9 protein-coding genes are annotated in these 12,079 nt (G+C 69.3%); 3 read left to right on the top strand and 6 right to left on the bottom strand.

Going from position 1 to position 12,079, the window contains the following annotated elements; genetic code table 11:
* Positions 1–223: 223 nt before the first annotated feature.
* Both DIZ27_RS05540 and DIZ27_RS05535 read left to right on the top strand, forming a co-directional pair.
* Entirely contained in the window at positions 224–1,261 is a 1,038-nt protein-coding gene (locus DIZ27_RS05540; RefSeq protein WP_109377152.1) for a helix-turn-helix transcriptional regulator, read from the top strand.
* A complete protein-coding gene (locus tag DIZ27_RS05535) occupies positions 1,258–2,235 on the top strand; it encodes a helix-turn-helix transcriptional regulator (RefSeq protein ID WP_109377151.1) in 978 nt (325 codons plus the stop codon). Before DIZ27_RS05540 ends, DIZ27_RS05535 begins: the two co-directional genes overlap by 4 nt.
* On the opposite strand, the gene DIZ27_RS05530 is transcribed toward DIZ27_RS05535, so the two are convergent.
* The 6 genes from DIZ27_RS05530 to dnaK form a co-directional block, all read right to left on the bottom strand.
* Complete coding sequence (locus DIZ27_RS05530; protein ID WP_109377150.1) at positions 2,198–3,229, bottom strand: helix-turn-helix transcriptional regulator; 1,032 nt, start codon at positions 3,227–3,229, stop codon at positions 2,198–2,200. The two genes, DIZ27_RS05535 and DIZ27_RS05530, sit on opposite strands and share 38 nt — an antisense overlap.
* Before the next feature lie 295 nt (positions 3,230–3,524).
* On the bottom strand, positions 3,525–4,631 hold the full coding sequence (locus DIZ27_RS05525; protein ID WP_258308251.1) for a sugar ABC transporter substrate-binding protein: 1,107 nt from the start codon (positions 4,629–4,631) through the stop codon (positions 3,525–3,527).
* 355 nt (positions 4,632–4,986) lie between these two features.
* Positions 4,987–5,439 carry a heat shock protein transcriptional repressor HspR gene (locus tag DIZ27_RS05520; protein WP_109377148.1) on the bottom strand — a complete coding sequence of 151 codons (453 nt, stop codon included), beginning with the start codon at positions 5,437–5,439 and terminating at the stop codon, positions 4,987–4,989.
* Positions 5,440–5,444: 5 nt separating this feature from the next.
* The gene (gene dnaJ, locus DIZ27_RS05515; protein ID WP_109377147.1) at positions 5,445–6,635 is read right to left on the bottom strand and encodes a molecular chaperone DnaJ; all 1,191 of its coding nucleotides are present in this window, start codon (positions 6,633–6,635) and stop codon (positions 5,445–5,447) included.
* Positions 6,636–6,725: 90 nt separating this feature from the next.
* Positions 6,726–7,397 (bottom strand): nucleotide exchange factor GrpE, encoded by a 672-nt coding sequence (gene grpE, locus DIZ27_RS05510; protein WP_109377146.1) that lies wholly within the window; start codon positions 7,395–7,397, stop codon positions 6,726–6,728.
* Positions 7,394–9,244, bottom strand: coding sequence for a molecular chaperone DnaK (dnaK, locus tag DIZ27_RS05505; protein WP_109377145.1), 1,851 nt, complete (start codon positions 9,242–9,244; stop codon positions 7,394–7,396). The genes grpE and dnaK overlap by 4 nt, the downstream gene beginning before the upstream one ends.
* Before the next feature lie 475 nt (positions 9,245–9,719).
* Between dnaK and DIZ27_RS05500 the strand changes: the two genes are divergently transcribed.
* Entirely contained in the window at positions 9,720–12,002 is a 2,283-nt protein-coding gene (locus DIZ27_RS05500; protein WP_109377144.1) for a (Fe-S)-binding protein, read from the top strand.
* Positions 12,003–12,079: the final 77 nt, after the last annotated feature.

The following is a 12,079-nucleotide window of genomic DNA, read 5'->3' as shown; positions in this document are numbered from 1 at the left end:
GCCAGTGACTGTCGGCAGTCGTGTCACCCTTTGCGTCGGAATAACCGCTCAGCGCTCCGAAGGCCGCAACGGCGGAGAGGGCGGCAGCGAGCACCGAGCGAAGCAGTCTCTTGCGCATAGTCGGCTTCGTCCTCACGTGTAAGTCTCCTCAGTCCCCCGTCAAGTAAGACGATGGCTCATTCGAACACATCATGGCCACACAATCGGTGCATCATGTTCCTGCATGTTCAGGACCCTGGGGGGTGGAGATTCAGTGGCAAATCAGACAGATGCGGCGCATCCCCATGCGGTGACCGAACTGTGTGAGCCGGGCAGCCGACTTTATGCCAACGCCCTGCGCGTAGGGAGAGTCTCGCGCGAGGAGGCGGAGGCCGCTCCCTGCCTGATGGAACTCGCCCTCCTCCACCCCGATCCGGACGACAAGGGCTGGCTGCGCCCCGTGCCGCCGGCGATCGCCCTGGCCCAACGGCTGCATCCCATCGAGCGTGACATCGCCGAACGCCGACGGCTCTCGATCCGGCTCACGGACGTGTTCGAGCCGTTCATGGCCCTGGGCACCCAGGCGGTGACCACCGACCGCTCGATCACCGTGCTCGAGGGGAGCGAGCGGATCAACGACGCCCTCAACCTGGCGACCTTGCAGTGCCGGACCGAGATGATCACCATCCAGCCGAGCGACGACCGCTTCTCCGAGCGGAGCCTCATCCAGGGCCTGGAGCGGGACAAGCCCCTCATCGAGCGGGGCGTGCGGATCCGGACGCTGTACCAGCACACCGCCCGCTACAGCCCGGAGAAGCGGGCCTACGTGGAGCAGCTCGCCAACGGCAGGGTGGAGTACCGCACGATCGACGAGGTGGTCGAGCGCCTCATCGTGTGCGACGAGTCCGTGGCCTTCATCCCCGCCCGCGACGACCAGCAGGTCGCGCTGGAACTCCGCCAGCCGGGGCTCGTCCGGTACCTCATCAAGATGTTCGAGTTCATGTGGAGCCGGTCGGTGCCGCTGACCGCCGGAGCGCCCTACGAGACCGCTCCCGGCGGCATCACCGACATCCAGCACTCCATCGCCAAGCTCCTCGTCGAGGGCCACGTCGACGAGGCCATCGCCCGGCGTCTCGGCATGAACGTCCGCACCTGCCGCGCCCACATCGCCAAACTCGCCGCCACCCTCGGCAGCGGCAGCCGCGCCCAACTGGGCTACCTCATCGCCCAGTCGGGGATCCTCCAGCCGGAGAAGCCGAGCCGGGGAGCGGGCCACGCATGAACGGGAACGCGCACGACGACGCACCGGCGGAGCCGCGCGAGGGGGACCTGGACCTGTACGCCCGCGCACTGCGTCAGGGGCGCTTACCCGCCGACGGGGCCGATGAGGCGGCGCGCCTCGTCGGCCTCGGCCTCCTGGACCCTGCCCTCGACGACCCGAGCCGGTGGGAGCCCGTCGCGCCGCACATCGTCCTGCACCGGCTCCTGCGGGCCTCGGCGGACCGGATCGCCGGGGAACGGCGGCGGGAGGAGCGGCTGGTCGAGGCGTTCGAGCCGCTGCTGCGGGCGGGCCGGCACGACGGTGTCCCGACGAGGCCCCTGCTCACGCTCCACAGCGACAAGGAACGCATCAGCCGGGTCATCGGCGAGGCGATGACCGACGCCGGTGAACTCCTGGGCATCCAGCCGCACAGCAGCTACGCGCACCCCAAGCCGGACTTCCACGAGGCCGCGATCCGGCGCGACCAGGCCCTGCTCGACCGCGGTGGCCGCATCCGCGCCCTCTACCAGCACACCCTGCGCCACTTGCCCTCGCTCGCCGCCCGCTACGAACGGCTGACGGGTGACGTCGAGGCCCGGACGCTGGACGAGATCACCGAACGCCTCATCGTCGTCGACCGCGCCGTCGCGTTCGTCCCCGCCAACGCCGACCGCACCTCGGCCCTGGAGGTCCGCCACCCGGCGCTCGTGGGGTACCTCGCCACCACCTTCGACCGGCTCTGGCGCCTCGCCACACCGATGCACCCCCGGGCGGTCCGGCAGCCCACGCTGGACGGCGTGACGCCCCGTCAGCGCGCCATCGCCGCGCTCCTCGTCGAAGGCCACACCGACGCCGTCGTCGCCGACCGCCTCGGCATGAACGTCCGCACCGCCCGCGAGCACATCGCCAAGCTCGCGACGACGCTGGGCAGCGGCAGCCGTGCGCAGCTCGGGTATCTCATCGCGCGCTCGGGGATCCTCGACCGGGAGGGGTGACCACCGTCCGGCGCGCGTCGTCCAGGCCGACCTGTGCGATGCGGACGCCCAGTTGGGTGCGGCTGGCCGCGCCCAGGGTTTCCGAGAGGCGGGCGATGTGCGCCCGGCAGGTGCGCACGCTGATGCCGAGGCGTTCCGCGATCACCGCGTCCTGATGCCCCTCCGCCAGCAGCGCGGCGATGGACCGCTCCCGGTGCGAGATGCCCTCGATGCCGGTGTCGGGCAGCGGGGCGGTCAGCGGGATGGCGAGGCGCCACAGGCGCTCGAAGACCGTGCCCAGGTACAGCACCAGCGCCGGGTGCCGCAGCTCCAGCGCCATCGTGCGCTCGGCGTTGGCGGGGATGAAGGCGACCGTGCGGTCGAAGAGGATCAGCCGCTCGACCACCTCGTCCAGCGTCCGCGCCTCCACCGCGTCGCCCATCAGCTCCAGGTAGGTGTGCAGGCCCTGGCCGTGCCGGGCCACATGCGTGTAGAGGTCCCGCATCCGCACCCCGCGCCCGCGCAGCGCCGTCGCCCGGTGCAGGCCCTCCGACAGCTCCGCCTCGCGCCGGATACCGCCCGGCTGGACGGTGAGCACCTCGGTGGTGCACGCCTGCGTCGCCTCGTCCATCGCGGCCTGGATACGGGCCAGTCCGTCCAGCACCCTGATCGCCGGGCCCTCCGCGGCCGAGGGGGAGGCGGGCACCCGGTGGCCCAGGCCGGCGTACCACTCGAACGCCGCGACGACCGAGCCGACCCGGCGCCGGCTCGCGTCGACCTCCTCGTACATCCCGCGCAGCAGCCGGGTCATGACCTCCTGCGGGGCGGTCGGTACCAGCCAGTCCATGTCGTCGGGATCCGGGTGCAGCAGGGCCAGGTCCAGCAGACAGGGCACCGGCTCCGCGTCCCGGCGCGGCACCCGTCCGCGCCGTACGGCCCGGGAGTACACGCGGTCCCCGGAGTCGCACAGCCGGTCAGCACCATGTGGATGCTCGTCCGTCCCGCGCCCGGCCATCGCCCGTCCCACCCCCGGTTCCGCCACTTTCCGATGCGCCACTATGCGCGGCCGCACCCGGCTCCGCAACACGGCTCCCGTCGGCACGGCAGCCGATATGCATCGGTACGCCCCGCTGTCTCCCTGCCTCGCGCGGTCGCACCACAACCACCGGGCGGGCGGCTACGGGCAGCCCAGAACACCGGAAAAAAGGGACTTCGGGTGGTGACGGGACAACACCGCCGGGGAGCACGGTGATCCGTGCTCCCCGGCAGAACGTCCACGCACCCCGGGCGGAAAGCCCGGCGGCCGTCGGCTACTTCAGGCCGGCCGCGGCGCAGGCCTCCTTGTACTCCGCCGTGCAGATGTCCGCCACCTTGTAGATCCCGTCGGCGACGACCGTGTCCTTGATGTTGCCCTTCGTCAGGGCGACCACGGGCACGAGCTGCGCCGGGATGTCCTTGTCCGTGGGGCTGTCGACCCGCTCGCGGGTCAGCGCGTCGAACTGGATGTCCTTGCCCTGGACCCGCGCCACGGCGATCTCCGCGGCATTGTCGGCCTCCAGCGGGTAGGACTTGTAGACGCTCATGAACTGCTCGCCCGAGATGATCCGCTGCACTCCCGCCAGTTCGGCGTCCTGGCCGGTGATCGGGGGCAGCTCGGTCACACCGGCGGCCTCGAGCGCCTTGACGATGGCGCCCGCCATGGTGTCGTTGGCCGAGTAGACGGCGGCGATGTTGTCCTTGCCGATCGCGTTGATCGCCTCGACCATGTTGGCCTCGGCGTTCTCCGGCGCCCAGTCCTTGGTGTCGTAGGACTTGGCGATGGTGACCTTGCCCTTGAGCTCCGACAGCGCGCCCGCCTTGAACTGCTTGGCGTTCGGGTCGGTCGGGGAGCCGTTCATCATGACGATCTTGCTGGTGGCCGCGTCGTCGCCGCCGAGCTTCTCCAGCAGGGAACGGCCCTGGACCTCGCCGACCAGCTCGTTGTCGAAGGAGATGTACGCGTCGATCGGGCCCTCGGCCAGCCGGTCGTAGGCGATGACCGGGATGCCCGCGTCCTTGGCCTTCCTCACGTCCTCGGCGATGGCCTTCGAGTCGACCGCGTCCAGCACGATGACATCGACCCTGTCGTCGATCATCTGCTGCATCTGGCTCGACTGCTTGCCGGCGTCCGCCTCGGCGTTGGCGTAGGAGACCTTCCCCTTGTCGTTGGTGAGCGACTCCACCTTCTTCTTGAAGATGGGGTAGTCGAACTGCTCGTACCGGGTGTTGGCCTTCTCCGGGAGCAGCAGTCCGATCGTGATGTTGTTCCCCTTGGTGGGGCTCGCGTCGTCGCTGCTCCCTGTCGCGTTGATTACGCCGCAACCGGCAAGCATGACGGACATCGAGGTGGCGGCCACTGATATGGCGATACGACGCATGCGAGGGCTCACTTCAGGTGCGTTTTGGACGTGGGCACAACATTGCGGCCCATGTGACTGAAAAGCCAACGCTTCAGCTACCACTGGCGTCAAGACCAACTACTTAACGAGATGAACACAACACGGTGCGCTGAAGTCGTGAGAGGCCGGCGAAAGACTCGCACAGATCTCCTGAAGACGCACACATCTGCTGATCACAGGCGTGCACCGGGCGCACGGGACGGTAAGTGAGGGGGCGTCAGCCGTGCGCACACAGGTGAAGGGCCCGGAGGTTCGGACGAACCTCCGGGCCCTTCAGGACACTTCACTTTTCAGCCAAACGGAACTTTCCCGTCAGCCGGACCGCTCAGTCGGGTCAGTCGGCCTGCTGCTGACGCTTCGGCCGCCACACCACCAGCGCGCTGGTCTGCTGCACCTCCTGATACGGCACCAGGTCCCGGCGGTACGACGCGTGCACCGCGGCCTCGCGCTGCCGCATGGTCGCCGCCGCGCCGTCCAGCGCGCCCTCCAGCTCCGCCACCCGAGCCTGCAGCGCGGCGACCTGGTTCTCCAGTTCGATGATGCGCTTGATGCCGGCCAGGTTGATGCCCTCCGCCTGCGACAGCTGCTGCACCTGACGGAGCAGCTCGATGTCACGGGCCGAGTAGCGGCGGCCCCGGCCTGCGGCCCGGTCCGGCGAGACCAGCCCCAGACGGTCGTACTGGCGCAGGGTCTGCGGATGCAGGCCGGAGAGCTGGGCCGCCACCGAGATGACGTAGACCGGCGTGTCCTGCGTCAGTTCATACGGATTGCGTCGACGACCGTCCATCTCCCTCAAGCTCCCTTCGCTGCCTGGAACAGCTCCGCCCGCGGATCCTCACCCGCGGTCGCCTCGCGATACGCCTCCAGTGCGTCACGAGCCTTCCCCGGCAGGTCCTTGGGAACACTCACCTCGACGGTGACCAGCAGATCGCCGCGCGAGCCGTCCTTGCGGACCGCTCCCTTGCCGCGGGCCCGCATGGTCCGCCCGTTGGGCGTGCCCGGGGGCAGCTTCAGCGTGACCGGCGGACCGCCGAGCGTCGGGACGCGGATCTCCCCGCCGAGAGCCGCCTCCGGGTAGGTGACCGGGACGGTGACGGTGAGATTGTCGTCCCGGCGGCCGAACACCGGGTGGCTGCCGACGTGCACGACGACGTACAGGTCGCCCGCCGGGCCACCGCGCTCGCCCGGCGCGCCCTTGCCGCGCAGCCGGATCCGCTGGCCGTCGCTGACGCCCGCCGGGATGCGCACCTGCATCGTCCGCGAGGACTTGGCCCGGCCGCTGCCCTTGCAGATGTCGCAGGGGTTCTCCGCGATCAGGCCGCGGCCCTTGCAGTCCGGGCACGGGTCGGTGAGCGAGAAGCCCCCGCCGCTGCCCCGGGCGACCTGCCCGGTGCCGACGCAGGTCGGGCACACCCGCGGTGTGCCGTTCTTGTCGCCGGTGCCCGAACAGCCCTTGCAGGCCTGCTGGGAGGACATCCGCAGCGGGACCGTCGCCCCCTCGATGGCCTCGGTGAAGCTCAGGGTGACCTCGGACTCGATGTCCTGGCCGCGCCGGGGCTGGGTACGGGTGGTGCCGGTGCCGCCGCGGTTGAACAGCCCGCCGAAGACGTCACCGATCCCGCCGCCGAACCCTCCGGCGCCGCCCTGGCCGCCCTGTCCGCCCTGGCCGCCTCCGAAGAGGTCCCCCAGGTCGAAGTTGAACGACCCGGCGCCGCCCGCCCCCGGCCCCGGCCGGAAGCCGCCGCCGCCGAAGAGGGACCGGGCCTCGTCGTACTCCTTGCGCTTCTTGGGGTCGCCGAGGACGTCGTTCGCCTCGGAGATCTCCTTGAACCGCTCCTCCGCCTTGGCGTTGCCCTTGTTGGCGTCCGGGTGGTACTCGCGGGCGAGCTTCCGGTACGCCTTCTTGATCTCCGCCTCGGTGGCGTCCTGAGGCACGCCGAGGACCTTGTAGTAGTCCTTCTCGATGAAGTCCTTGGTACTCATCCCCGACGTCCCTCCTTCCTTGCCCGCCGGGGCGGCCCGGCAGGTCCTGCCTGCCCGGCCCGCCCCGGCTTCCTCACGCCCGTCGAGGCGTCAGCCCTCCTGAGGGCCACCGGTCTCCTTTTCGTCCGCCGCCGCCTCGGTCTCCTCCTCGGCCGGCTTGCCCGGCTGAGCGCCCGGCTGCGGCTCGGCCACGGCCACCCGCGCGGGGCGGATGGTGCGCTCACCGATGCGGTACCCGGGCTGCAGAATCGCCACGCACGTCGTCTCGGTGACGTCCGGGGCGTAGGAGTGCATCAGGGCCTCGTGGATCGTCGGGTCGAAGGGCTCGCCCTCCTTGCCGAACTGCTGCAGGCCCATCTTCGCCACGGTCGACTCCAGCGACTCGGCGACGGACTTGAACCCGCCGACCAGTTCGCCGTGCTCCCGCGCGCGGCCGACGTCGTCGAGCACGGGCAGGAGCTCGGTCATGAGGTTCACCACGGCGACCTCCTTGACCGCGATCCGGTCGCGCTCGACCCGGCGGCGGTAGTTCTGGTACTCGGCCTGGAGCCGCTGGAGGTCCGCGGTGCGCTCACCGAGCGCCGTACGGGCCTGGTCCAGCTGGGCCACCAGCCCGGCATCGGGACCCGAGTCCCCGGCCGGGGCCGCCGCCTCCTCCGCGGAGGGGGTGGCGGCCTTCGGCTCGGCGTCGTCGGCCGGAACGCCTGAGGGGACGTCGGGCTGCTGCGACTTTTCGTCGAAGCCCGGGGTCTCCTCGGTCACGCCGCACCGTCCTTACGTTCGTCGTCCACGATCTCGGCGTCGACCACGTCGTCGTCCGCCCTGGCCCCACCGGCACCCGCGTCGGCGCCGGCGCCACCCGCGGCCTGGGCCGCCTGGGCGTCGGCGTACATGGCCTGGCCCAGCTTCTGGGAGACGGCGGCGACCTTCTCCGTGGCGGTGCGGATCTCGGCGGTGTCCTCGCCCTTGAGCTTCTCCTTCAGCTCGGCGACGGCGCCCTCGACCTCGGTCTTGATCTCGCCGGGGACCTTGTCCTCGTTGTCCGCGAGGAACTTCTCGGTCTGGTAGACGAGCTGCTCGCCCTGGTTGCGGGACTCGGCGGCCTCGCGGCGCTGGTGGTCCTCCTCCGCGTACCGCTCGGCCTCCTCACGCATGCGGTCGACCTCGTCCTTCGGGAGCGAGGAGCCGCCGGTGACGGTCATCTTCTGCTCCTTGCCGGTGCCGAGGTCCTTCGCCGTGACGTGCATGATGCCGTTGGCGTCGATGTCGAAGGAGACCTCGATCTGCGGGACGCCGCGCGGCGCCGGGGGCAGACCGGTCAGCTCGAACATGCCGAGCTTCTTGTTGTACGCCGCGATCTCGCGCTCGCCCTGGTAGACCTGGATCTGCACCGACGGCTGGTTGTCCTCGGCCGTCGTGAAGATCTCGGAGCGCTTGGTCGGGATCGTGGTGTTGCGCTCGATCAGCTTGGTCATGATGCCGCCCTTGGTCTCGATGCCGAGGGACAGCGGGGTGACGTCGAGCAGCAGGACGTCCTTGACCTCGCCCTTGAGGACACCGGCCTGGAGCGCGGCACCGATCGAGACGACCTCGTCCGGGTTGACGCCCTTGTTGGCCTCCTTGCCGCCGGTCATCTCCTTGACGAGCTCGGCGACGGCGGGCATACGGGTGGAACCACCGACGAGAACGACGTGGTCGATCTCGGACAGCGCGATGCCGGCGTCCTTCACGACGTTGTTGAACGGCGTCTTGCAGCGCTCCAGCAGGTCCGCGGTCAGCTGCTGGAACTGGGCGCGGGTCAGCTTCTCGTCGAGGTGCAGGGGGCCCTCGGCGGAGGCGGTGATGTAGGGGAGGTTGATCGTGGTCTCGGTGGACGCGGACAGCTCGATCTTGGCCTTCTCGGCGGCCTCACGGAGGCGCTGGAGCGCCATCTTGTCCTTGCCCAGGTCCACGCCGTGCCCGGCCTGGAACTGCTTGACCAGGTAGTCGACGACGCGCTGGTCCCAGTCGTCACCACCGAGGTTGTTGTCACCGTTGGTGGCCTTCACCTCGACGACGCCGTCGCCGATCTCCAGGAGCGAGACGTCGAACGTACCGCCACCGAGGTCGAAGACCAGGATGACCTGCTCGTCCTTGTCGAGGCCGTACGCCAGGGCGGCGGCCGTCGGCTCGTTGACGATGCGCAGCACGTTCAGACCGGCGATCTCGCCGGCCTCCTTGGTCGCCTGGCGCTCCGCGTCGTTGAAGTACGCCGGGACGGTGATGACCGCGTCGGTCACCTTCTCGCCCAGGTATGCCTCGGCGTCCCGCTTCAGCTTCTGGAGCACGAAGGCGCTCATCTGCTGCGGGTTGAAGTCCTTGCCGTCCAGGTTGATCTTCCAGTCGGTGCCCATGTGGCGCTTGACCGACCGGATGGTCCTGTCGACGTTGGTCACGGCCTGGCGCTTGGCCACCTCACCGACCAGCACCTCGCCGTTCTTCGCGAAGGCGACGACGGAAGGCGTGGTCCTGGCGCCCTCAGCGTTGGTGATGACGGTGGGCTCACCGCCCTCCAGAACGCTGACGACGGAGTTAGTCGTGCCCAGGTCGATGCCGACCGCACGTGCCATTTCGATTCCTCCAGCTGACTTGAGTGGAACAGACTCAAGCATGCCTGAGGTCCGGCGCGGGGTCAACAGAGCTGAGTCGAACAGGCTCAACTCTTATCCGCTCCTTACACGCAAGGAGGGCCCGACCTGCGGATTCGGGGCGTCGACGCCGGCGCGGGAGCGGGGCGGCAGCCGGCCGTCAGGAGTGGCTCCGAGGCGGGCGGCCATGGGGCCTCAAGCCAACGGCCTACGGACACAAGTGTGCGGCACGGATATAAATTAGTGGCGTATGCCCAGATTCATGGGGCGTGACGCGGTCACCTCCAGGGTGCTCCCCAAGGCAACCCTCAGCGACTCAGATCACTCCGCGCCCGGCTACAGTGCGGCCGAAGATAGGGGTAGTCTCAGACGGACTGTATAAGTTACCGCTTAGTAATGTCGGGAATTCCGTGGCAGGAGCCCCCCGACCAAACCCTCGCAGGCCCGAGGAGCCCCTATGCAACTCGCCGCGATCATCGTGTCGCTGGTCCTGACCGTGGTCGGCGTCGCCCTGCTCGCACGCGCGATCGGCCAGTTCGTCCGGTACTTCCAGCTGGGCCAGCCGGTCCCGGCCGGCACCCGGACCGACCATCCCTACCAGCGCAGCGTGACCCTGGTGCGGGAGTTCCTCGGCCACACGCGCATGAACCGGTGGGGCGTCGTCGGCATCGCCCACTGGTTCGTGGCCATCGGCTTCCTGACGCTGCCGCCCACCATCATCACCGCCTACGGCCAGCTGTTCCGGGCCGACTGGACGCTCCCGGTGATCGGCGGCTTCCTGCCGTACGAGATGTACATCGAGTTCATCAGCGCCATGACGACCCTCGGCATCGCCGTGCTGATCGTCATCCGCCTGCTGAACCTGCCCTCGCGGCCCGGCCGCAAGTCCCGGTTCACCGGCTCGAAGATGGGCCAGGCCTACTTCGTCGAGTACGTCATCCTCACCATCGGCCTCGCCATCTACGTGCTGCGCGGCCTCGAGGGCGCCCTGCACCAGGTGGACGGCTACCAGGCCGCGTACTTCGCCTCGTACCCGCTGGTGGTGGCCTTCCAGGGGCTGAGCCTGACGGCGCTGCAGAACCTCGTCTACCTCTTCGCCATGGTCAAGCTGAGCACGACCATGATCTGGATGATCACGGTCAGCCTCAACACGAACATGGGTGTGGCCTGGCACCGCTTCCTCGCCTTCCCGAACATCTGGTTCAAGCGCGAGGCCACCGGCGACACCGCGCTGGGCGCCCTGCAGCCGATGACCTCGGGCGGCCAGCCGATCGACTTCACCGACCCCGGGGACGACGACGTCTTCGGCGTCTCCCAGGTCGAGCAGTTCTCCTGGAAGGGCCTGCTGGACTTCTCCACCTGCACCGAGTGCGGCCGCTGCCAGTCGCAGTGCCCCGCCTGGAACACCGGCAAGCCGCTCTCCCCCAAGCTGCTGATGATGTCGCTGCGCGACCACGCGCACGCCAAGGCCCCCTACCTGCTGGCCGGCGGCGGCAAGACGATGGAGGGCGAGGAGAAGGCGTCGGCCGAGGCGCTCAAGGACGTGCCCGCGGCGGCGCTGGCCGAGGCCGAGCGCCCGCTGATCGGCACCCTCGAGGAGAACGGCGTCATCGACCCGGACGTGCTGTGGTCCTGCACCACCTGCGGCGCCTGCGTCGAGCAGTGCCCCGTCGACATCGAGCACGTCGACCACATCGTCGACATGCGCCGCTACCAGGTCATGATCGAGTCGGCGTTCCCGTCCGAGGCGGGCACGATGCTCAAGAACCTGGAGAAGAAGGGCAACCCCTGGGGCCTGGCCAAGAAGCAGCGCCTTCAGTGGCTCAAGGAGGTCGACTTCGAGGTCCCGGTCGTCGGCAAGGACATCGAGGACCTCACGGAGGTCGAGTACCTGTACTGGGTCGGCTGCGCCGGCGCCCTGGAGGACCGCGCCAAGAAGACCACCAAGGCGTTCGCCGAACTGCTGCACATCGCGGGCGTCAAGTTCGCGATCATGGGCGGCGACGAGAAGTGCACCGGCGACTCCGCCCGCCGCCTGGGCAACGAGCCGCTGTTCCAGGAGCTCGGCATGGAGAACGTCATGTCGCTGAACACGGCCTTCGGCGAGGAGACGGACGACGAGGGCCACGTCACCGCCGAGTCGAAGAAGCCCAGGTCGGCGAAGAAGATCGTCGCCACCTGCCCGCACTGCCTCAACACCCTCGGCAACGAGTACCCGCAGCTCGGCGGCGACTACGAGGTCATCCACCACACCCAGCTGCTCCAGCACCTCATCGACGAGGGCAAGCTGATCCCGGTGACCCCGGTCGAGGGCCTGATCACCTACCACGACCCGTGCTACCTGGGCCGGCACAACAAGATCTACACGCCGCCGCGCGAGATCATCGCCAACGTCCCGGGCCTGCGGAACGAGGAGATGCACCGCCACAAGGAGCGCGGCTTCTGCTGCGGCGCCGGCGGTGCGCGGATGTGGATGGAGGAGCGGATCGGCAAGCGCGTCAACGACGAGCGCGTCGACGAGGCCCTCGCCCTGAACCCGGACATCGTCTCCACCGCCTGCCCGTTCTGCCTGGTCATGCTGACCGACTCGGTCAACGGCAAGAAGAACGACGGCAAGGCCAAGGAGTCCGTCCAGGTCGTCGACGTGGCCCAGCTGCTGCTGGAGTCGGTCAAGACGCCGCTCGACCCGGCGGGCGAGGCGGAGGCGGAGAACGCCCCGGAGCCGGAGCCGGTGAAGTAGGCGCGAGGTACGGACGCGCATCAGCGCGCAGTCACGAAGGGGTCGTCCGAGCGGGCGGCCCCTTCGTCATGTTCACG

It is taken from the genome of Streptomyces sp. NWU339 (assembly GCF_003143855.1).
Classification (GTDB): domain Bacteria; phylum Actinomycetota; class Actinomycetes; order Streptomycetales; family Streptomycetaceae; genus Streptomyces.
This window is presented reverse-complemented; position numbering and strand designations above follow the sequence as displayed.